Origin of the sequence: Massilia terrae, assembly GCF_024753145.1 — a bacterium.
GTDB lineage: Bacteria > Pseudomonadota > Gammaproteobacteria > Burkholderiales > Burkholderiaceae_D > Telluria > Telluria terrae.
The window spans coordinates 641,493-662,841 of record NZ_JANUGU010000001.1 but is presented as its reverse complement, the minus strand read 5'-3'; the positions used below and the strand labels follow the sequence as shown (position 1 = coordinate 662,841).

Here is a 21,349-nt window from a genome sequence, read left to right as displayed (position 1 = left end):
CGCCATGAAACGCAGCGCCTTCACCACCTGCCTCGCCTACGCCCTGTGCAGCTGCCTGATCTCCAGGCCGCTTGTGGCGGCGGCGGACGACATCGACATCTTCACCGGGACCTCGGGCGGCACCTCGTCCAACCCGCGCATCCTGATCGTGCTCGACAATACCTCGAACTGGTCGCGCCAGAGCCAGCAGTGGCCGGGCGGCCTGCAGCAGGGCCAGTCGGAAGCGCGCGCGATCCAGAGCCTGCTGCCGACGCTGGACACCACGGTCAGCATGGGCCTGATGGAATTCGTCACCGGCGGCAACGCCAACGACACCGGCGGCTTCATCCGCTCGGCGGTGCAGCCGCTGACGACCGCCTACAAGGCCTCCTTTTCGACCAAGCTCAGCACCATCTTCGACCACGTCACATCGTCCAAGCCGGACGATCCAGAGAAGCGCAGCTCGAACACGCCCTACGGCGACCTGATGAATGACGTGTACAACTACTTCGCCGGCGCCAACGCGTTTTCGCCCAGCGCGACGCCGGCCAGCCTGGCCGACAGCGCCGGCTACACGACCAACTACTCGACCTTCCGTTCGCCGCTGACGTCGGACAGCACCTGCGGCAAGAGCTTCGTGATCTTCATCGGCAATACCGATTCGAACGGGCCGGAAAAGGACACCGCCGACAACACCTCGCGCCTGAACACGCTGACCAACAACCGCACGGCGAGCGGCGCCCTGATCCCGGTCACCCAGCTCGGCCTGCCGAACTTCACGGTCCAGAACACCACCACCCGCACCAATGTGGCGACCACGACGGCGTGCTACGCCAACCCGACCGCGGCGGCGGCGGAGATCCCGAACTTCGCGACCCAGTGCTCGGCCTACACCCAGGACTGCCTGATCGGCGACCAGACCGCCAACATCAACCCGATCGCCTGCCCGGCCGGCACCCGGGCCTACACCGTGATCCAGTCAGTCTACCATCCGGCCACCACCTCGCCGGGCGTGCCGGTGCAGGGCACCCCGACCAGCCCCCCCTCCGTCGCCACCACCGGCTACTACGCCAGCGCGAGCAGCGTGCCGGCCAGCGACCATGGCAGCCTGACCTGCCCGGCCACCACCACCACGACCAGCGGCAACAACACCGCCACCACCACCTACAGCTGCAGCTACAGCATCGGCGCGCCGATCGGCAACGCGACCCAGAGCACGTCGCCCAGCACTAGCTCGAATGCCTGCTACGCCGGGGTCGGCACCAGCAGCGGCTACTGGGACCCGGCCACCACCAGCGACTTCGGCGGCCTGGCCTGCCCATCCAACAGCACCTGCACGTATTCCGGCACCTGGGCCAATAACGCCGGCGGCTGTACCGGCAAGGACCAGCGCAAGGTCAACATCATCCAGACCGCGACCGCCAAGCGCCAGTACACGGTGACCCAGACCATCACCCCGACCACGGTCAACAGCACCACCACCCCGGCCTACACCAGCACCACGCCGCTCGGCATGACCTCGCAGTGCTACGCCAGCGCGCCGGCCAGCAGCACCGGAGACTACGCGGCATCGTGCACCGGCAGCAACATCAGCTGCACCTACGGCAACACGCCGACTTCGTCGACCGTGGCTTCCTGCCCGGCCGGCACCAGCGCGTACAAGATCGATGGCGTCAACATCGAACTGGTCGACACGCCGACCGGCACCACCAGCCTCGACACCGGCCCGCGCAACGCCGACGAATGGGCGCGCCTGCTGCACGACCAGGGCGTGCCGGTGGCCGGCTCCAGCATCAAGCCGTCGGTGGTCACCTACACCATCGACGTCTACAACAAGCAACAGAACCCGGTCCAGACCGCGCTGCTGATGAGCATGGCCAAGGCCGGCGGCGGCAAGTACTTCGCCGCCAAGAACGAGAATGCGATCCTGGATGCGCTCAAGCAGATCATCGTCGAGATCCAGGCCGTCAACACCAGTTTCGCGTCGACCAGCCTCCCGGTCAACGCCACCAACCGCGCCCAGAACGAGAACCAGGTGTTCATCGGCATGTTCCGCCCGGATCCGAAGGCGCGCCCGCGCTGGTTCGGCAACCTGAAGCGCTACCAGTTGGTGGCCTCCGGCGCCGGTGTCGACCTCGGCGACAGCAATGGCGCCCTGGCGATCAACCCGCAGACCGGCTTCATCACACCATGCGCTGCCAGCTACTGGACCAGCGACAGCGGCAGCTACTGGAGCGGACTGGGCATCGACCCCGACCCCGCCAGCGACTGCAAGACGGCGAGCACCAACAAGTACTCGGACGCGCCGGACGGCCCGCAGGTGGAAAAAGGCGGCGCCGCCGAGGTCGTCAGGAACGGCAACACCACCGGCACCGCGACCAATGCCGTCAGCCGCAATATGCTGACGCTGGCCAATGGCGTGCTCGCCACCTTCAATACCGCCAACAGCGGCCTCGACGCCAGCCTGGTGAGCTTCATCCAGGGCGCCGACGTCAACAACGAAAAGAACAGTACCGACCCGGCCTCGCTGGCCACCACGCGGCCGTCGATCCACGGCGACGTGATCCACTCGCGTCCGCTGCCGGTCAACTACGGCGGCACCACCGGCGTGCGGGTGTACTACGGCTCCAACGACGGCGCCCTGCACGCGGTCAGCGCCGCCACCGGCGTCGAAAGCTGGTCCTTCGTGGCGCCGGAGTTCTTCAGCCGCCTGTCGCGCCTGAAGGACAACTCGCCGCTGGTCAACTACCCGAACCTGAGCACCTCGATCACGCCGACGCCGACGCCGAAGGACTACTTCTTCGACGGCTCGGTCGGCCTGTACCAGAACGCCGACAACTCCCAGGTCTGGATCTACGCCAGCATGCGCCGCGGCGGCCGCCGCGTGTACGCGATCGACATCACCCATCCCGACACGCCGGTCTACAAGTGGCGCGCCGGCTGCGGCGACCTGAACGCGGACACCGACTGCACCGCCGGCATGTCCGGCATCGGCCAGACCTGGTCGACGCCGAGCGTGGCCAAGATCAAGGGCTATACCAGCGGCCCGGCGGTTGCGTTCGGCGGCGGCTACGACCGCTGCGAGGATGCCAACACCGCCGCGCCGTCGTGCAGCGGCGGCAAGGGGAACCAGATCTACATCCTCGACGCCAACACCGGCACCGTGATCCGTAGTTTCGCCACCGACCGCGCGTTGGCGGCCGACGTGGCGATGGTCGACATCGACAACGACGGCATGCCCGACTACCTGTATGCGGTGGACACCGGTGGCAGCATCTACCGGGTGGACTTCATCGACAGCAGCAATGGCGCGTCGCGGCCGAGCACTGGCTGGACCATGCGCAAGGTGGCCTTCACCAGCGGCGGCGGGCGCAAGTTCCTGTTCGCGCCGGCCCTGCTGCCGGCCGCCGGCAAGGTCTACCTGGCGCTGGGCAGCGGCGACCGCGAGCATCCGCTGCAGTCGCAATACCCGTATGCGAACGTGACCAACCGCTTCTACGTGTACAAGGACGACCTGGCGGCGCCGGCCAGCACCGCCGCCTATGACCTGGACACCATGGACAACCTGACCAGCACCAATAGCTGCTCGACCACGCCGGTGCTGCCGAATTCGGCCAAGAAGGGCTGGTTCATGGACCTGAACCAGTACGGCCAGGGCGAGCAGGTGGTGACCACGGCGCTGATCGCCAGCGGCATGGCCACCTTCAGCACCAACCGGCCGATCCCGCCGGACACGGCATCCTGCAGCACCGCGCTGGGCGAGGCGCGCGGTTACTGGGTCAACCTGCTCAATGGTTCGGGCGCGATCAACGCGGCCGGCACCTGCGGCGGCCAGCGTTCGTCGGTCTTCGTTGGCGGCGGCCTGCCGCCGTCGCCGGTGATGGCCAACAGCGTGCCGATCGGCGGCAAGGCGGTGTCGGTGATTATCGGCGCGATCCAGAAAGGCGGCGACGACGGGACCGCGGCCGGAAGCAGTTCGGCGATCGGCCCGCAGAAACACCGCCCGAAGATCAGTTCGAAGCGTAAGCGGACGTATCGCTACACCTCGGGCGAGTAAGCACGCGCAAGATAACCTTGAACGTCGTTCCCGCGGAAGCGGGAACCCCATTTCTCACGCCCGCCGTTGCGTTTTAGCTAAGTGGCACGCATGGAAAATCGGGTTCCGACCTGCGCGGGAACGACGTTCCGTCTATTGGATCAGTTAGCCGGGGTCAGGTCGTCCAATCGATCAAAATTGTGGTCGTGTAATGACTCTTCCGCACTCTTGATTCTTTGGACGACCTGACCCCGGGTGGGATTTATTTTAGGCTGAAGGAAAACGCACTGTGAACACGGCGCCGCGCCCTTCCGGGCCGTTGCCCAGCTCGACCTGGGCGCCGTGCAACTGCGCGATGTCGCGCACGATGGCCAGCCCCAGTCCACTGCCGGTGGTGCGCTCGTCCAGCCGCACGAATCGCTGGAATACCCTGGCCCGCTGGGCCGGCGGAATACCCGGCCCGGTATCCTCCACCACCAGCCGCGCTGCCCCGTCCATCATGCCCACCCGCACCGTGACGCTGCCGCCCTCCGGCGTGTAGCGCAGCGCGTTGTCGACCATGTTGTCGAGCAGGTCGCGCAGCAGGAAACGGTCGCCGCGCACCGGCGCCGTCGTCAGCGCGAAGCCGAGGTCGATGCCGCGCGCCACGGCCTGGTCGACCAGGGCCTGCACGGCGTCCGCCACCAGTGCCGACAGGTCCAGCGCCTCCAGCCGCGCCGTCTCGAAATGGCTGGGCTCGGCACGGGCCAGCGCGAGCAGCTGGTTGACTTCGCGGATCAGGCGCTCGTTGGCGCGCAGCATCAGGTCGAGCGAGGCGCGCGATTCGGCATCGTCCTTGTGATGTTCGGCCAGCCATTCCAGCTGCAGCTTGAGCCCGGCCAGCGGGGTGCGCAGCTGGTGCGCCACATTGGCCTGGAATTCCTGCTGGGCACGGGCGCCGGCGGCGGCGCGGCCGAGCAGGTCGTTGAAGGCGACCACCACCGGCGCCAGTTCATCCGGCAAGCCGTGCTCGTCGAGCGGCTCCAGTTCGCCGCTCTCGCGGCCATCCAGGCGGCTGCGCAGGCGCGCCAGCGGCGCCAGCCCGTTGGTGACGGACAACCACACCACGCCGGCCAGCGCGAGGCTCACCACCACTTCCAGCGCCACCATGGTCCGCACGATGGCGTCGCGCACCTGGGTGCGGGCGCGCACGGTGCGGGCGACGCCGATGCGCACCGGTCCGGACGAGCCCGCTGCTTGGGCGATGGCCACCCGTACCGCTTCGCCGCGCATCATGGCATCGCTGACGCTGCCCGGACGGCCAGCCAGCGGCAGGTCGCCCGTGCCGGCCAGCAGCGCGCCATTGGAATCACGCAAGGCGTACCAGGTCTGGTCGATGCCATCGCTGGCGGCGGCCGGCAGCGTCCCCGGGCGTAAGGCCAGCGCTTGCGCCGCCTCCGACAGCGATTGGTCGAAGGCGCGCTGGGCCGGCTTCCATGCCAGCTGGTAGCTCAGGGCCGCCGCGCCCAGGTTGACCAGCATCAGCGGGCCCACCAGGCGAATGAGCAGGCGCAGCCGGATGCTGCTCATGCGGCCGTTTCGAACAGGTAGCCGAAGCCGCGGATGGTGCGGATCGCCACGCCGGCATCTTCCAGCTTGGCGCGCAGGCGCGACACGTAGACCTCGACCGCGTTCAGCGTCAGGTCATCGCCCCAGGGCTGGATCGCGTCCACGATCTGCTGTTTGGAAACGACCCGGCCCGTGTGCTGCAACAAGTATTCGAGCACCGCCCATTCGCGCACCGACAGCTCGAGCACGCGCTCGCCGACGCGGGCGCGGCGCGCGGCCAGGTCGAGGGTGAGCTTGCCCGCCGCCAGCGCCGCCGGCGCCGGCTGGTTGCGCCGCGCCAGCGCCCGGATGCGCGCCACCAGTTCGGGCGTCGCGAAGGGCTTGACCAGGTAATCGTCAGCGCCCAGCTCCAGCCCCTTGACCCGGTCCTCGACGGCGTCGCGCGCGGTCAGCAGGAGCACCGGCATGGCCGAGCCGCGGGCGCGCAGGCGGCGCACGACCTCGAAACCATCGATGCCAGGCAGGCCGATGTCGAGCACGGCCACCGCGAAGTTGCCAGCATGCAGCAATTGATCCGCGCGCAGGCCGTCATGGGCCAATTCGACCTGCATGCCCTGGGCTTGCAGGACACGGCACAGGCCGTCGACAAGGACGGCGTCGTCTTCCACCAGGAGGATCTGCATGGCCTAATGCTGAGTTGCTTTGATGTCCACCATTATGCGGCATTTCATTGCTCGTTCCTAAGAAAACAGGCCAAAAACAGCCCTTGCTCCAGTAGGACTGGACTGACAAAACATTATGCTGAGAGCCTACATTGGTGCGACTGCTAATCTTATGTTCGGCACCGGACTATGGCCTTAATGTACACACATCGCGATCGGGCAAAGCGCGCCCCAGACCGCAACGATGCATAAAGCTAGAAGATTACGAGGACATAAAATGAACAATGTACAACTTGGTGGTGCCACGTTGAAAGCGCAGTCGCTGAACCAGATCCCCGCTACCAGCCAGGAACTGAAAACTGCGTCCCGTCCGGTTGTCAGCTATAGCGGTACGCAACAGAACGAACTGTTGGCCGCACTTCCGCGCCAAGACCTGGAAACCCTGTTCGAGCACCTGGAACTGGTCCCGCTGCCCTTCGGCAAGGAACTGTTCGAGTATGGAAGCAAACTGGAGTATGTGTATTTCCCGACCACCGCCATCGTTTCCCTGCTGTACGTGATGGAAGATGGTGCGACCACCGAGATCGCCGTGGTAGGCCACGAAGGCGTGGTGGGCGTGTCGCTGTTCATGGGCGAACGCGCCATGTGCAGCGCCGTGGTGCAAAGCGCCGGCTACGGTTACCGCCTGAAAACCCAGTTCCTGCGTGACGCCTTCAACCGCGGCGGCGCCCTGCCCCAGCTGCTGATGCGCTACACCAATGCCCTGTTCGCCCAGATGGCGCAAAACGCCGTCGGCGGCCGCCACAGCTCGATCGAGCAGAAGCTGTGCCGCTGGCTGCTGGACCGCCTGGACCGCTCGCCGAGCAACGAGCTGAAAGTGACGCAGGAACTCATTTCGATCATGCTGGGTGTGCGCCGCGAAAGCATCACCGCCGCCGCCGGCAAGCTGCAGGAAGAAGGCCTGATTCAATACCGCCGCGGCAACATCACCGTGCTGGACCGCACCGGGCTGGAAGAATACGCGGGCGAATGCTACAAGGTGGCCAAATCCGAATATGACCGCCTGCTGATGGACGTGGCGCGCTAAGCCCGCATCGACAGTGAATGAAAAGCGAGCGCCCTGCGGGGCGCTTTCTCTTTTTCAGCCACCGCCGACACGACGTGCTGGCGAGAAAAAACGCTGCCTCCACGCACTCGGGCTAACAAAAGCAAACGGCCGCAACGCGGCCGTCATTCTCTTCAGCACCGCAACCGCTCAATCGAGCAGATTGTTCTTCATCGCGTAATACGTCAGGTCGCTGTTCGACTGCAGCCCCATCTTTTCCATGATCCGGGTGCGGTAGGTCGACACGGTCTTGATCGACAGGGACAAAGCATTGCCGATGTCCGACACCGTCGCCCCCTTGGCCAGCCGCAAGAACACCTGAAACTCGCGGTCCGACAACTCGGTGTGCAAGGCCGTGTTGGGATCGCGATCGAAGCTTTGCGCCAGGAGCTCGCCCACTTGCGAGCTGACATAGCGCCGCCCCTGGTACACGGTGCGCACTGCCGTCTTGAGCTCGTCGGCGTCGCACTCCTTGTTGAGGTAACCGTTGGCGCCCATCTTGAACAGGTTGAGCGCGTATTGCTGCGCCGGATAGCCGGACAGGATCAGCACGGGCAAATTGGGTTGCCCTTGCCGGATGGTGCGCAGGATGTCGATGCCGCTCTGGTCGGGCATGGCGATATCCAGCAGCAGGACGTCACAGATTTCGCGACGGGCGATGTCCAGGGCTTCGCGCCCGGTGGCGCCTTCGGCCACCACCTCGAACTCGCCCGAGGACGAAAAGATCTGCTTGAAACCCGCTCGTACTATCTGGTGGTCGTCACAAATGGCAACGCGTATCATTGTCTTCCCTAAAAGCCTTAAAGTTTCCTGACACAGGAAAGAGCCAAGGCTGAACCGTACGCCCAATGTCACTGCGTTGATTCAGCAAAATCGCATGTGACATTCTAGCACTCCGGCGTAATGCTTCAACAGGCGCACGAATGCCTGAGTCAGGCAGCGCGCGGACCGTGCTTGAGCAGGTCGAGGATGGCAAGAAGCTCGGTGCGCAGCGCCGCCGGGTCGAGACCGGGGGCCTGCTCGTCGGCCACGAAGTCGGCCACCGCGACGGTTTCGCCGCCGCGGCTGTCGAGCTTGTTGCGCGCGCCGCTGATGGTGAAGCCCTGCTCGTACAGCAGCTCACGGATACGCCGGATCAGCAGCACTTCGTGGTGCTGGTAATAACGGCGGTTCCCACGACGTTTGACCGGTTTTAGTTGGGTAAATTCCTGCTCCCAGTAGCGCAGGACGTGCGGCTTGACCCCGCACAGCTCACTGACTTCGCCAATCGTGAAATAGCGCTTGGCCGGAATCGGCGGCAGCGCGGACGGCTCAAGCTTGCTCGGACGCTCGTTCATTGTTCAGTTCAGGCGGCACGCGGGGCCGGACCGGCCTCTTCGACCATGCCCTTGAGTTTCTGGCTCGCGTGGAAGGTGACGACGCGGCGCGCCGTGATGGGGATTTCCTCGCCGGTCTTCGGGTTGCGTCCCGGACGCTGCGGCTTGTCGCGCAGCTGGAAGTTGCCGAAGCCGGACAGCTTCACCGCTTCGCCGCGTTCGAGCGCGTTGCGGATCTCGTCGAAGAAGGTTTCGACCATGTCCTTGGCTTCGCGCTTGTTCAGGCCGACCTGCTCGAACAGCAGCTCGGCCAGCTCGGCCTTGGTCAGGGTCGGCATTGCACTTTCGGCTTCCTTGCGCGAGCGCGCCACCTGCATCGCACGATGCAGGTCCGCGGCCAGCGCTTCCTGGAGGACGGCCGAATCGAGATCGTTATTGTTAATTTTAGTGCCCTGCCTTCAGTTCAAACGGTGTTTCGGACATGGTTCATGCACGCAAGCGCGCGCCGTGTTTTTGTTTCGCCGCCTCGGCCAGCGCCGCGATGATTGCATCGACAGCATCGTCCTGCAGCGTCGATTGAGTATCTTGCAAGCTAATCCGGAAAGCAAGACTTTTTTCGTCGGTTTCCAGACCTTTGCCGCGATATTCGTCAAATAAAACAACGGCTTGCACGATCCGTCCGAGCGGATTCGATTGTACCTCAGCAGAGAAGGAGTCGAGAATATCCTGAACTGTAACCTGTTGTTTCACAACAAGTGCCAGGTCGCGGGTGGCGCCCGGGAACTTGGAGATCTCGACATAGTGCGGCACCACGCGCTGCTGCAGGGCTGCGGCATCGATCTCGAACAACACCGGCGCCTGCGGCAGCTCGTATTGCTGCATCCAGCGCGGGTGCAGTTCGCCGATGACGGCCACTTGCTTGCCGTCCAGCAATGCCACGGCGCTGCGCCCCGGATGCAGGGCCGGATGCGCGGTCTTCTCGAAACGCAGCACGCGCGGCGCGAACAGGACCTCCAGGTCGGCCTTGACGTCGAAGAAGTCGACCGCGCGCGCCGGCACCGACCACTGCTCGTCCAGCGCCGGGCCGTAGGCGATGCCGCCCACGTGCTTGCGCTGCTCGAAGCCGGCCACGGACAGCGGGCCGTCCTGCACTTGGGCGTCGCGCTTGTACACGCCGGCCACCTCGAACAGGCGCACGCGCGCCTGCTTGCGGTTGACGTTGTAGCGCAGGTTGGCCACCAGGCTGCCGATCAGGGTCGAGCGCATCACGCTCATCTGGCTGGCGATCGGGTTCTGCAGGCGGATCGGTTCAAGGTTGGCGGCGAAGTCGCGCTCCCACGCCTCCTCCACGAAGCTCATGTTGACCACTTCCTGGTAACCCAGGCCGGCCAGCTCGTGGCGGATCGCGAACAGCGAGCGGCGTTCTTCGGGCTCGGCCAGCATGCTTGAGGCCGCCACCGGCGGCAGCGCCGGGATGTTCTCGAAGCCGTACACGCGCGCCACTTCCTCGATCAGGTCTTCCTCGATCTCGATATCGAAGCGGTACGAGGGCGAGGTCACGTGGAACACGCCCGCAGCTTGCGTGAACGGCAGGTTCAGGCGATTGAAAATGTCGGCCACCTGGGCGTCGGTGAAGGGGATGCCGATCACCTGCGAGGCGCGCGCGGTGCGCATCGCCACCGGCTTCGGCTGCGGCAGCTTGGCCACGTGGTCGTCGACCGGACCGACCTTCGTATCGGCGGTGCCGCACACTTCCAGGATCAGCGCGGTGATGCGCTCGATGTGCTCGACGGTGGTCGCGTAGTCCACGCCGCGCTCGAAGCGGTGCGCCGCATCGGTCGAGAAGTTGTAGCGGCGCGCGCGGCCGCGGATCGCGTCCGGCCACCAGAATGCGGCTTCCAGGTAGATGTCGGTGGTGTCCAGCGTGACGGCGGTGGCGTCGCCGCCCATGATGCCGGCCAGCGATTCGATTTCCTTGTCGTCGGCGATCACGCCCACGGTCTCGTCGACGTCGACGGTGTTCCCGTTCAGGAGCTTGAGCGATTCGCCCTTGCGGCCCCAGCGCACATCGAGGCCGCCGTGGATCTTGGCCAGGTCGAACACGTGCGAGGGACGGCCCAGCTCCAGCATCACGTAGTTGGAGATGTCCACCAGCGCGGAGACCGAACGCTGGCCGCTGCGCTCGATGCGGCGCTTGATCCAGTCCGGCGTCGCGGCGCGCGCGTTCAGGCCACGGATCACGCGGCCGCTGAAACGGCCGCACAGGTCCGGCGCGCTGATCTTCACGGGCAGCTTTTCGTCTAGCGTCACCGCCACTTCGCGCGCGGTGGGCACCGACAGCGGCGCACCGGTCAGCGCGGCCACTTCGCGCGCCACGCCCAGCAGCGACAGCGCGTCGGCGCGGTTCGGGGTCAGCTTGATGGTGAACTTCAGGTCGTTCAGCAGCAGGTAGTCGCGGATATTGGTGCCGACCGGCGCGTCTTCCGGCAGCTCCAGCAGGCCGGCGCTTTCCTCGGACAGCTTGAGCTCGCGCGCGGAGCACATCATGCCCTGCGACTCGACGCCGCGCAGCTGGCCGACCTTGATCTCGAACGGCTTGCCGTCCGCGCCGGGCGGCAGCACCGCGCCGGCCATGGCGCACGGCGCCTTCATCCCGGCGCGCACATTGGGGGCGCCGCAGACGATATTGAGCATGGTGCCGGTGCCGACATCGACCTTGCACACGTTCAGGCGATCCGCGTTCGGATGGCGGGTCACTTCCAGCACCTGCGCCACCACCACATTGCTAAACGGCGGCACCACCGGCTCGACTTCCTCGACCTCGAGGCCGGACATGGTCAGCAGATGGGCCAGTTCGTCCGAATTCATCTTCGGATCGACCAGGGTACGGAGCCACTTTTCGGAGAATTGCATAGTCTTGGCGGTGGTATTAGTTGAACTGCTTCAGGAAGCGCAGGTCGCCTTCGTAGAACAGGCGCAGGTCGTTGACGCCGTAGCGCAGCATCGTCAGGCGCTCAAGGCCGGAGCCGAACGCGAAGCCGATGAATTTTTCCGGATCGAGGCCGAAGTTGCGCACCACGCTCGGGTGCACCTGGCCGGAGCCGGACACTTCGAGCCAGCGCCCTTTCAGCGGGCCGGAGCCGAACGCGATGTCGATCTCGGCCGAAGGTTCGGTGAACGGGAAGTACGAGGGACGGAAGCGCACCTGCAGGTCGTCGGTCTCGAAGAAGGCCTTGACGAAGTTGAGGTACACGCCTTTCAGGTCGGCGAAGCTGATGTTCTCGCCGATCCACAGGCCTTCGACCTGGTGGAACATCGGCGAGTGGGTGGCGTCGCTGTCGACGCGGTAGGTGCGGCCCGGCGCGATCACCTTGATCGGCGGCGTGTGCGTGCGCGCGTAACGCACCTGCATCGGGCTGGTATGGGTGCGCAGCAGCAGCGGTTTGCCGGTGCTGTCGTTGCCTTCGATGTAGAAGGTGTCCTGCATCGAACGGGCCGGATGGTTCTCGGGGCTGTTCAGCGCGGTGAAGTTGTACCAGTCGGTCTCGATCTCGGGACCGTCGGCGACGTCGAAGCCGATCGAGCGGAAGATTTCCTCGACCCGCTCCCAGGTGCGCATCACGGGGTGGATGCCACCATTGCTGCGGCCGCGGCCCGGCAGGGTGATGTCGATCGCTTCGGCGTTCAGGCGCGCTTCCAGCAGCGCATTGGCGATGGCATCGCGGCGCGCGGTCAGGGCCTGTTCGATTTTTTCCTTGGCGGCGTTGATCAGGGCGCCCTGGGCCTTGCGCTCATCGGGAGCGAGCTTGCCCAGGCCCTTCATCTGCTCGGTGATTTGGCCGGTCTTGCCCAGGTATTTCGCTTTGGCGTTTTCCAGCGCGGCGGCGTCCACGGCGGCGGCGAAATCCGACCCTGCCGCGGCGACGAGTTCTTCCAGCGAGTTCATCGTGTTCTGTTCCTGTTTTTTCAGTGGCTTGGAGGCGCCACAATCAAAAACGGGGCACAAGGTTCGCACCTCTGCCCCGCTCTTTTCGCGCCGCCGTCGCCGGCGGCGCTGATGATGCTATGCGCAGATCGCTTAGGCAGCGAGCTTTGCTTTGACCGTGTTGACAATCGCGGCGAAAGCCGGCTTGTCGTGCACTGCCATGTCGGCCAGCACTTTACGGTCCAGTTCAATCGCGGACTTTTTCAGGCCGTTCATGAACGCGCTGTAGGTCATGCCGTGCGAACGCGAAGCCGCGTTGATACGGGTGATCCACAGGGCGCGGAAGACGCGCTTCTTGTTGCGGCGGTCGCGGTAAGCGTACTGGCCAGCACGCATGACTGCTTGCTTGGCAATACGGAATACCTTGCTGCGGCGGCCACGATAGCCTTTGGCAAGCTCAAGAACCTTCTTGTGACGGGCACGTGCAGTAACCCCACGTTTTACTCGAGGCATATTAGCTCCTTTAGTGTGAGATTAAGCAGACGGCATCATGCGGTAGACGCTCGTCACGTCCGACGCATTGATGTTGCGGGTGCCACGCAGCTGGCGCTTGTTTTTGGTGGTCTTCTTGGTCAGGATGTGACGCTTGAACGCCATACCCGACTTGACGGTACCACCCGGACGCACGCGAAAACGCTTCTTCGCGGAGCTTTTGGTTTTCATTTTTGGCATGAGTGTTCTGCCTGTTAAGGGCAGCTCCATGTCGGACAGGATTGCAGGTGGCAGCCCTTTGCTGCGCTTGGATGCCTGCTTTCACTTGTCTTGCAGCGAACGCGAGGTTCACTACAACCTGTTCCTAAAAACAGGAATCGGGGATTCTAGCACAGAATGACGGGCTTGAATATGCCCCAACCGTCGTCCCCGCGCAGCGGGACCCACCCACAAAAAATCAAGGCCGGGCCGGCTTGCAAGGATCTCCTGCAAACCGGGCCCGGCCCTGGCGTACTGTCGCGAAACTTATTTCTTCTTCTTCGGCGCAACCACCATGATCATCTGGCGTCCTTCGAGCTTGGGGAACTGTTCCACCTGGCCAACCGCTTCCAGGTCGCCACGCAGGCGCTCCAGCATGCGCATGCCGATGTCCTGGTGCGCCATCTCGCGGCCACGGAAGCGCAGCGTGATCTTGGTCTTGTCCCCTTCTTCCAGGAACTTGATCAGGTTGCGCAGCTTGATGGAGTAGTCGCCTTCGTCCGTGCCAGGGCGGAATTTCACTTCCTTGACCTGGATGACCTTTTGCTTCAGCTTGGCCTCGTGCGCCTTCTTCTGCTCCGAGTACTTGAACTTGCCATAGTCCATCAGACGGCAGACCGGGGGAACCGCGGTCGGCGCGATCTCAACCAGGTCTACGTTCGCTTCTTCGGCCAGACGAAACGCTTCAGCCAGGCTCACAATGCCCAGCGGCTCGTTGTTCACCCCGTTGAGACGCATTTCCGGGTAGGTGATTTCGCCATTGATGCGATTCTGCTTGTCAGTAGCTATGTTGTTTCCTTTGAATGTTAGGGAAGATTCGGCCGCTTACTTCGCCCTGGAGGATTGTTCGCCCAAGAGGCGTTCCAGGAGCGCATCGACCGGCATCACGCCCAGGTCGACATTGCCACGTGCACGTACGGCCACTGTGTTTGCATCACGTTCCTTGTCGCCAACTACCAGGATGTAGGGCAGTTTTTGGACGGAATGCTCGCGTATTTTATAGGTAATCTTCTCGTTTCGCAAATCAGCGTGCACGCGCAAGCCCGCTTTGCGCAAGGTATCCGCCACCTGTTTTGCATACTCCGCCTGCGCATCCGAGATGTTCAGGACCGCCACTTGCACCGGCGCCAGCCACAGCGGCAGCGCGCCCGCATAGTGTTCGATCAGGATGCCGATGAAGCGTTCCATCGAGCCCACGATCGCACGGTGCAGCATCACCGGCACCTTGCGGGTATTGTCCTCGGCGACGTATTCGGCGCCCAGGCGGCCCGGCATCGAGAAGTCGACCTGCATCGTGCCGACCTGCCACGGACGGCCCAGGCTGTCCTTCAGGTGGTACTCGATCTTCGGGCCGTAGAACGCGCCCTCGCCAGGCAGCTCGGTCCAGCTCACGCCGCAGGAACGCAGGGCCGCGCGCAGGGCCTCTTCGGCCTGGTCCCACACTTCGTCCGAGCCGATCCGGTTATCTGGACGCAGCGCGATCTTGACGTCGATGTTCTCGAAGCCGAAGTCGCCGTACACCTGCATCGCCTGGGCGTGGAAGTCGGTCACTTCGCCGGCGATCTGTTCTTCGGTGCAGAAGATGTGGCCGTCGTCCTGGGTGAAGCCGCGCACGCGCATCAGGCCGTGCAGCGCGCCCGAGGACTCGTTGCGGTGGCACTGGCCGAACTCGCCGTAGCGCAGCGGCAGGTCGCGGTAGGAACGCAGGCCGGCGTTGTAAATCTGCACATGGCCCGGGCAGTTCATCGGCTTGAGCGCGTAGGAACGGTTCTCCGACTCGGTGGTGAACATGTTCTCGCGGTAGTTGTCCCAGTGGCCGGTCTTCTGCCACAGGGTCACGTCCAGGATCTGCGGCGCCTTCACTTCGTTGTAGCCGTTGACCTGGTATTTGTTGCGCATGTACTGCTCGACCTGCTGCCACACGGTCCAGCCCTTCGGGTGCCAGAAGATCAGGCCCGGCGCCTCTTCCTGGAAGTGGAACAGGTCGAGCGCCTTGCCCAGCTTGCGGTGGTCGCGTTTCTCGGCCTCTTCCAGCATGTGCAGGTACTGCTCCTGCTCTTCCTTCCTGGCCCAGGCGGTGCCGTAGATCCGCTGCAGCATCTCGTTCTTCGAGTCGCCACGCCAGTAGGCGCCGGCCAGCTTCATCAGCTTGAACACCTTCAGCTTGCCGGTCGAGGGCACGTGCGGGCCGCGGCACAGGTCGGTGAAACTGCCTTCGGTGTACAGCGACACGTCTTCATTGGCCGGAATCGAGGCGATGATTTCAGCCTTGTAGGCTTCGCCGATCGACTTGAAGTAGGCCACCGCCTCGTCGCGCGGCAGCACCTTGCGGGTGACCGGCTCGTCCTTCTTGGCCAGCTCGGTCATCTTCTTTTCGATGGCCTGCAGGTCTTCCGGGGTGAACGGGCGCTTGTACGAGAAGTCGTAGTAGAAGCCGTTGTCGATCACCGGGCCGATGGTGACCTGGGCGTCCGGGAACAGTTCCTTAACGGCGTAGGCCAGCAGGTGGGCGGTCGAGTGGCGGATCACGTCCAGGCCCTCGGCATCCTTGTCGGTGATGATGGCCAGTTCGGCGTCATGGTCGATCAGGTGCGAGGTGTCGACCACCTTGCCGTCGATCTTGCCCGCGAGCGCGGCCTTGGCCAGGCCGGCGCCGATGTTCGCCGCCACCTGGGCGACGGTGACCGGGCCATCGAATTGGCGGACAGAACCATCGGGAAGTCGCACGTTCAGCATACTGATCTCCATTCGGCGCACCGCGCCAGTTAAAGGACGTTGAAGCTAAGGATAAAAACAAAAGACGAAAAAAAACGCGCACCAGGCGCGTTTATTTCGAAGTGTCGAGCAATAGAACACCGATACCGCGTCTAGCGATTCTCCCACATCATCATGGTAGTTCGCGGTGTCATAACCGTCGGTGCCTTTCTCGCTCTTACTAGAGTGTTCTGGTGGGCGGTGCAGAATTCGAATCTGCGACCCCTTGGATGTCGACCAAGTATTCTAACCAGCTGAACTAACCGCCCGAGAACAGCAATTATAGAGAAGCGGCCCTGCCAGCGCAAGCGTTGCACTGCAAAAAATTACACCGTTGAAATAGCCCCGTCGCCCCGGCGCAGGCCGGGGCCCATCGACCGTTTGCTACTTCGGACAGTCAGAATGGGTTCCGGCCTCCGCCGGGACGGCGTTTCACAGCTGCTGGCTGATCCCCCGCCCGTTTTCCAGTACACTTGCCGATCGCACTATCCACTATAACAACGATGCCTGAACAAGCGACCTCCTCCGCGCACCTGCACGAGCACCGCGCCGGCGACGCCCGCCACGCCCACTACATCGAAGAGCGCAGCAAGACCGCGATGGCGCTGGCGCTCGGCCTGACCCTGCTGTTCGCGGCGGTCGAGGCGGTGACCGGCTGGTTGTCGAACTCGCTCGCGCTGATTTCCGACGCCGGGCACATGCTGACCGATGCCGCCGCCCTCGGCCTGGCCCTGCTGGCCCAGGTCATCGCCAAGCGGCCGCCGTCGGCGCGCCATTCCTTCGGCTTCGTGCGCGCCGAGGCGCTGGCGGCCTTCGTCAACAGCCTGGCCATGCTCGCGCTGGTGTGCTGGATCGTCTACGAAGCGGCGCAGCGCCTGGCCACGCCGGAACCGGTGAAGGGCGGCGTGGTGCTGGTGGTGGCGGCGATCGGCGCCTGCATCAACATCCTGGTCGCCTTCGTGCTGTCGCGCGAAGAGCAGAACATCAACACCCGCGCCGCGCTCATCAACGTGCTGGGCGACCTGCTGGGATCGGTCGCGGCCATCATCGCCGGCGCCGTCATCTACTTCAGCGGCTGGGTGCGCATCGACCCGCTGCTGTCGATCTTCGTGTCGCTGCTGATCCTGCGTTCGACCTGGAGCATCCTGCACGAGTCTTACCATTTCCTGATGGAAGGTGTGCCGCATCACATCGACTACCTGCAGGTGGGCGACGACCTGGCCCAGGTTGCGGGCGTGCTGTCGGTGCACGACCTGCACGTGTGGGACATGTCGCCCGGCCACCCTGCCCTCATTGGCCACCTGGAAATCCGCGACCTTGCCGAATGGCCGGCCGTGCTGCACCGCGTGCGCGGCATGCTGTTGTCCAAATACGGCATCGACCACGTGACCCTGCAGCCGGAACCTGTAGGTCACCTGTAAGCCGGTTCTTACCCTCCGCTGAGGCGCGGACCGATAGGCGGCCCCTGCTCCTTTTCCCATAATCCGGGGATGACTCCGCTCGTCCCAGCATCCAAGGTCCACGACACGCTCATCATCGGCGGCGGCCCCGGCGGCCTGACCGCCGCGATCTACCTGCGCCGCTTCACCCGCAACGTCGCGCTGGTCGACAAGGGGCGCAGCCGCCTGCGCCTGATTCCGGTGTCGCACAACTACCCCGGCTTCCCGCTTGGCGTGAACGGCGAAAGCCTGATCGAAAACCTGGAGCGCCAGCTCGGGCAATACGGCGGCAGTGTGATGCGCGGCGAAATCAAGCGCCTTCAGATCGAGGACGGCCATTTCGCCGCCGAGTACCACGACGAGGAAGGCGGCGTGCACGAGCTGCGCGCGTTGACGGTGCTGCTGGCCACCGGCATCGCCGACGCCGGCCTGCCGATCGAGAACTGGGAGGAAGCCGTCGCTTGCGGCGCGGTGCGCCTGTGTCCCGTGTGCGATGGCTACGACGTGATGGACAAGCAGATCGCGGTCGCCACCGCGGCCAGGAACCCGGTCGGGCACGCCCTGTTCATGCGCACCTTCAGCGCCGACGTGACGCTGTTCGAGCGCGCCGAGCAGTGCTCGCTGGACGGCGAACAGCGCCGCAGGCTGGAAGCGGCCGGCGTGCGCTACGTTGAATCGCAACTGCGCGGCGTGACCCTGACCGCGGACATGAAGCCGCGGATGCACACGCAGGACGGCGCCGACTACGAGGCCGACGTGTTCTATCCGATGCTGGGCGAGACTGCGCGTTCGGAGCTGGCCGTCGCGCTGGGAGCCGAGACCACGGAGTGCGCGGAGCTGGTAGTGGACAAGCACCAGCGCACCACGGTGCCGGGCGTGTACGCGGTCGGAGACGTCACCCATAGCCTGAACCAGATCGCGGTGGCGGCCGGACAGGCGGCGGTGGCCGCCACGCGCATCCACAACGTCCTGCCACCCGCGCTGCGCCAGCCGCCTCAATCCGGCAGCAGGTAGCGCACGTCGCGTCGGTCCTGCGTTTGCGGGCCGCGGACCAGGAAAGCGTCCCATCCCAGCCGCCCGCCCTCGCCTTGCCGCAGCGCCGCGTTGCGCACCTCGGCGGCGCGCAGCACGACCTCGACTTCGTATTCCAGCGCGGCGCCGGTGAACATCGACAGCATTCCACGCAGCGCCCGTGCGGCCGGGCCGCCGGGCAGGAAGGCGTCGAAGCTGCTGTAATCGAGCGGACCGACGGTGAGCAGCAGCCGCAAGTCGCGCTGCCACACACGCGAACCCGCTAGCGCGCCCGCGCCCAGCACGGCGTCGGCGCCGCCAAGTGTGGTCTGCTGCGCGTGCGGGACCTCGTACCACGCACCAGAAAACTGCCCGATGCTGATCGGCTGTCCGAAATACGCCGACAGCACACGCGCCATCTGCGCCGCCGAGGCGGGACGGTGACGCAGCGCCGCCGCAAAATGGGCCAGCGATTCATCGCGGATTCCGTCCGCAGCGAGCCTCCCGCGCAGGGACGTTCCGCCCATGCCCGCGAGCGACAGCAGCAGCGGCAGGAACTGGTCGCGGCCATCGGCCTGGCATTTGAACTCCAGCCGGTACTTGCGCCACGCCTCGTAGAACATCAGCAGGGAACGGTTGGACAGCGCATCGAGGAAGGCGCGCGGTCCGTCGTCGCGCTGGTATAGCTGGTGCTGCGCCAGCCGCTCGGTGTAATGCACTGGCAGCGCTCCTCGGCCGCCCAGGAAGCCCATGAAGCTGGGCGTGATGCGGATGTACCGCAATTCGGCCGGCGCGGCGCCTGCCGGCTCGACGCAGATGGCTTCCAGCTCGCTTGCCGGGAAGCTGAGCGACATCGAATTCTGGAAGCGCAGGTAGCTCGACACATCGCCAGTGACGCCGCGCCGGCGCAGCCAGAGCTCGATCAGGCGCACCGCCTGGAAGAACCGGAAGCGATACGGTTCCTTGAACAGGCGCTCGATTACAGCAGGCTCAAATCGCCGCTTCGCGGTGCGCATCGCAATAGCTCATCGCCGGTCCGGGCGGAGACCAGCAGCAGTTGGGTAAAGCTGTTCGCGTGAACGTACAGCCCGAGGAAGCGCTCGACGATGTGCGCGAAAGCGTGGATGCCGCTGCCGACAAAGGCCTCCTCGTCGATGACAAGGCGCACCTCGACGCCGCGCACCAGGCAGGAGAACGGATTCCCGGCCAGCCACGCCGTCGCCGGCTTCTGCCCGATGCCGACGATGCCACCGATCTGCCTTCGCGAGGACGGCGAGCGAGGCAGGTCGTACAGCGCAAGCATCTCGCGAAAGGCGTCTGCGCCGCCGTCCGTCAGCGACAGGTGGTTGAGCGTCAGGTGCGAAATCAGCCGCCAGTGCGCGCTGCGTTCTCGTTCGAAGCGGTAAGACAGGCTGGGCTTGCGCAGGAAGCTGATCGTCTTCACGCTCGATCCTCCTTCCGCGAACAGGTCACCACCGGCCTGGCCGTAGCCGAGGGCTGCAGGCAGGTCGCGGTTGGTGCAGGTCAACTCCAGATTCAGGGTGTGGATCTCCACCTCGGCCGGGTCGAAGTCGATGTCGACGATTGAAATTTCGGTCTCGTAGCCGGGGCTTTTTTCTGCCAGTCGCTCGTCGCGCCGCATCACCCAATAGTGGCCCTCGCGCTCGGGCGCCTGGCCGTGCTTGAGCGAATAGAATGGCAGGAACTCGACCACCGATTCGCCCTGCGGCGTCTGGCGCACGAGGTTGACCGAATCGATTGAATGCACCTCGAAGCCATAGGCGCGGCGGCCATCCGCCAGCACGGGATAGCTCGCGCTGGTGTGCGTGACGCGGATTGGTTCGCCGCGCATGCGGAACAGGTTCACCACTGGAGTACAGCCGAGCAGCAGATTGTTGGTCGACAGCGTGCCGAGCATGCGCGCCGTGTTCGAGTCCGAACGCATGCCGCCGAGGCCGAGGTGCAGCGTGATCGTGCGCGTCTCCGGCGGCAGAGCGGCGGCGATGGCGGCGAGGTCAAGGTCGACGAAGTTGAACTTCTCCGGGAAGCAGAAGTATTCGGTCAGCAGCCGGTATGCCGCATGCGAGCGCGCCGGGAAATCGATCAGGGCTTCGTCCAGCTCGAAGCCGGCCGGCTTCACCGGGATCGCACCGAGCGGCACCCAGCGGCTGCCCCGATCCGCTTCGACCCAGGCAGCGGCTGTGCGCATGAGCAGCGCATCGCGCAACGCCGCGCAGAACGAGGGTTCGCCATCGATGAAGATGTGTAGCCTCTCCACGCCGAGCTGGCAGACCGACGCTTGCGCGGCGGTACTGGCGATGGTGATGCTGATGCCCGATGTGATCCCGGCCGGCAGCGTCACTGCTTCCGGAGCCCGAATGATCGGCGCAAACGCGGCATCAGCCAACGTCAGCGGCGCCACCGCCACCGGATACACCGTGCGGAAGGTGCACGGCGCGCCACGCACCGGCCTTGTGCCCAGTTGCGTTCCGCGTGCGATCACGCCGGCGCTGGTCTGCTGGTTGACCGCGCTGCCAAATTCGAAGCGCGCGATCGAGCACGATGGGAACGGACGCAGATAGTGCGGATACAGGGCCTCGAACAGGGCCTCGGTGAATTCCGGGTAGTCGTCGTCCAGCCGTTTGGCGATGCGCGCATTGAGCAGGCCGAAGGACTCGATCATGCGTTCGATATGCGGGTCCTCGCACACTTCCCCGCCGATCAGCAGCCGCCCGGCGATCTTCGGATAGCGTTCCGCGAATTCGCGCAGGCCGCTCCGCAAGCAGGCCAGTTCGCGCTCGTAGTATGGAAGCAGGTCCTCCAT

17 protein-coding genes and 1 tRNA gene are annotated in these 21,349 nt (G+C 64.8%); 4 read left to right on the top strand and 14 right to left on the bottom strand.

The annotated features are described in order from the left end of the window. Window positions 1-4: 4 nt before the first annotated feature. Entirely contained in the window at window positions 5-4,036 is a 4,032-nt protein-coding gene (locus tag NX778_RS03050) for a pilus assembly protein (RefSeq protein WP_258810200.1), read from the top strand. 246 nt (window positions 4,037-4,282) lie between these two features. On the opposite strand, the gene NX778_RS03045 is transcribed toward NX778_RS03050, so the two are convergent. Together NX778_RS03045 and NX778_RS03040 are read right to left on the bottom strand one after the other, a co-directional pair. Beyond that, window positions 4,283-5,584, bottom strand: a complete 1,302-nt coding sequence (locus NX778_RS03045; protein ID WP_258810199.1) for a sensor histidine kinase — start codon at window positions 5,582-5,584, stop codon at window positions 4,283-4,285. Further along, window positions 5,581-6,246, bottom strand: a complete 666-nt coding sequence (locus NX778_RS03040; RefSeq protein WP_258810198.1) for a response regulator transcription factor — start codon at window positions 6,244-6,246, stop codon at window positions 5,581-5,583. The genes NX778_RS03045 and NX778_RS03040 overlap by 4 nt, the downstream gene beginning before the upstream one ends. Window positions 6,247-6,502: 256 nt before the next feature. On the opposite strand from NX778_RS03040, the gene NX778_RS03035 reads away from it, so the two are divergent. Next, on the top strand, window positions 6,503-7,312 hold the full coding sequence (locus tag NX778_RS03035) for a Crp/Fnr family transcriptional regulator (protein ID WP_258810197.1): 810 nt from the start codon (window positions 6,503-6,505) through the stop codon (window positions 7,310-7,312). A gap of 168 nt (window positions 7,313-7,480) precedes the next feature. On the opposite strand, the gene NX778_RS03030 is transcribed toward NX778_RS03035, so the two are convergent. The 10 genes from NX778_RS03030 to NX778_RS02985 all read right to left on the bottom strand — a co-directional run bounded on the left by NX778_RS03030 (window position 7,481) and on the right by NX778_RS02985 (window position 16,344). Beyond that, complete coding sequence (locus NX778_RS03030; protein WP_036228513.1) at window positions 7,481-8,113, bottom strand: response regulator; 633 nt, start codon at window positions 8,111-8,113, stop codon at window positions 7,481-7,483. A 149-nt stretch (window positions 8,114-8,262) separates the two neighbouring features. After that, a complete protein-coding gene (locus NX778_RS03025; protein ID WP_258810196.1) occupies window positions 8,263-8,667 on the bottom strand; it encodes a MerR family transcriptional regulator in 405 nt (134 codons plus the stop codon). Window positions 8,668-8,675: 8 nt separating this feature from the next. After that, window positions 8,676-9,023 carry an integration host factor subunit alpha gene (locus NX778_RS03020; RefSeq protein WP_258810195.1) on the bottom strand — a complete coding sequence of 116 codons (348 nt, stop codon included), beginning with the start codon at window positions 9,021-9,023 and terminating at the stop codon, window positions 8,676-8,678. A 109-nt stretch (window positions 9,024-9,132) separates the two neighbouring features. Next, the gene (pheT, locus tag NX778_RS03015) at window positions 9,133-11,559 is read right to left on the bottom strand and encodes a phenylalanine--tRNA ligase subunit beta (protein ID WP_258810194.1); all 2,427 of its coding nucleotides are present in this window, start codon (window positions 11,557-11,559) and stop codon (window positions 9,133-9,135) included. 16 nt (window positions 11,560-11,575) lie between these two features. After that, window positions 11,576-12,592: a phenylalanine--tRNA ligase subunit alpha gene (gene pheS / locus NX778_RS03010; protein WP_258810193.1), complete on the bottom strand. Its 1,017-nt coding sequence runs from the start codon at window positions 12,590-12,592 to the stop codon at window positions 11,576-11,578. 132 nt (window positions 12,593-12,724) lie between these two features. Then, on the bottom strand, window positions 12,725-13,084 hold the full coding sequence (rplT, locus tag NX778_RS03005) for a 50S ribosomal protein L20 (protein ID WP_078031238.1): 360 nt from the start codon (window positions 13,082-13,084) through the stop codon (window positions 12,725-12,727). 21 nt (window positions 13,085-13,105) lie between these two features. Next, window positions 13,106-13,303 (bottom strand): 50S ribosomal protein L35, encoded by a 198-nt coding sequence (rpmI, locus tag NX778_RS03000; protein ID WP_026354218.1) that lies wholly within the window; start codon window positions 13,301-13,303, stop codon window positions 13,106-13,108. Between the two features lie 285 nt (window positions 13,304-13,588). Then, the gene (gene infC / locus NX778_RS02995; protein ID WP_258811029.1) at window positions 13,589-14,110 is read right to left on the bottom strand and encodes a translation initiation factor IF-3; all 522 of its coding nucleotides are present in this window, start codon (window positions 14,108-14,110) and stop codon (window positions 13,589-13,591) included. A gap of 36 nt (window positions 14,111-14,146) precedes the next feature. Next, window positions 14,147-16,057: a threonine--tRNA ligase gene (gene thrS, locus NX778_RS02990; RefSeq protein WP_258810192.1), complete on the bottom strand. Its 1,911-nt coding sequence runs from the start codon at window positions 16,055-16,057 to the stop codon at window positions 14,147-14,149. 210 nt (window positions 16,058-16,267) lie between these two features. Next, window positions 16,268-16,344 (bottom strand) — tRNA-Val (locus NX778_RS02985). Between the two features lie 234 nt (window positions 16,345-16,578). Between NX778_RS02985 and NX778_RS02980 the strand changes: the two genes are divergently transcribed. Both NX778_RS02980 and NX778_RS02975 read left to right on the top strand, forming a co-directional pair. Next, complete coding sequence (locus NX778_RS02980; protein ID WP_258810191.1) at window positions 16,579-17,496, top strand: cation diffusion facilitator family transporter; 918 nt, start codon at window positions 16,579-16,581, stop codon at window positions 17,494-17,496. 69 nt (window positions 17,497-17,565) lie between these two features. Beyond that, window positions 17,566-18,528 carry an NAD(P)/FAD-dependent oxidoreductase gene (locus NX778_RS02975; protein WP_258810190.1) on the top strand — a complete coding sequence of 321 codons (963 nt, stop codon included), beginning with the start codon at window positions 17,566-17,568 and terminating at the stop codon, window positions 18,526-18,528. Here the strand turns inward: NX778_RS02975 and tssG are convergent. Together tssG and tssF are read right to left on the bottom strand one after the other, a co-directional pair. Beyond that, a complete protein-coding gene (tssG, locus tag NX778_RS02970; protein WP_258810189.1) occupies window positions 18,510-19,541 on the bottom strand; it encodes a type VI secretion system baseplate subunit TssG in 1,032 nt (343 codons plus the stop codon). The two genes, NX778_RS02975 and tssG, sit on opposite strands and share 19 nt — an antisense overlap. Further along, on the bottom strand, window positions 19,505-21,349 hold the full coding sequence (tssF, locus tag NX778_RS02965) for a type VI secretion system baseplate subunit TssF (RefSeq protein ID WP_258810188.1): 1,845 nt from the start codon (window positions 21,347-21,349) through the stop codon (window positions 19,505-19,507). Before tssF ends, tssG begins: the two co-directional genes overlap by 37 nt.